Origin of the sequence: Pseudomonas sp. 2822-17 (genome assembly GCF_002742485.1) — a bacterium.
Classification (GTDB): domain Bacteria; phylum Pseudomonadota; class Gammaproteobacteria; order Pseudomonadales; family Pseudomonadaceae; genus Aquipseudomonas; species Aquipseudomonas cyclaminis.
In genome coordinates, this window is the sequence record NZ_LJRZ01000566.1 from 1 (window position 1) to 407 (window position 407).

General features: G+C 38.6%; 1 pseudogene. It reads right to left on the minus strand.

From position 1 onward, the window contains the following. Nucleotides 1-148: 148 nt before the first annotated feature. A pseudogene (locus AOA60_RS33420) lies at nt 149-407 on the minus strand (MATE family efflux transporter); the annotation flags it as partial.

Consider the following 407-nt stretch of genomic DNA (forward strand, 5'->3'; position numbering starts at 1 on the left):
CCGCATTGAAGTGTGCACATTCACATGATAAGTGTGCGGATTTCCAACTTAAGTGTGCAGTTCTATATGAAAAGTGTGCATATATCAGCTGTTTTTTCGTTTAGCGAAACGAAAGAAACAGCTGAACCGTCCCCATGTTTACCCATGTTTATGAACTTAGTTTTGGAAGATATAAGGAAAGGAATACAGATCTAGCTAAAGTAAATAGAATGAACGAGAACCAGAGACCATGGTTCACATATATTGGTTCCATCAACCAAATTGCTCCTAAAAAGAGGACTAATGCAATGGCAATCGAGTTTCTGATAGGCTTCGCTTCTGTCGCTCCTGAAAACACTCCTTCTAATTGCAATCCCCAAAACCCGACAATTGGATATAAGGCTAACCAAAATAAATAATCACTTGTA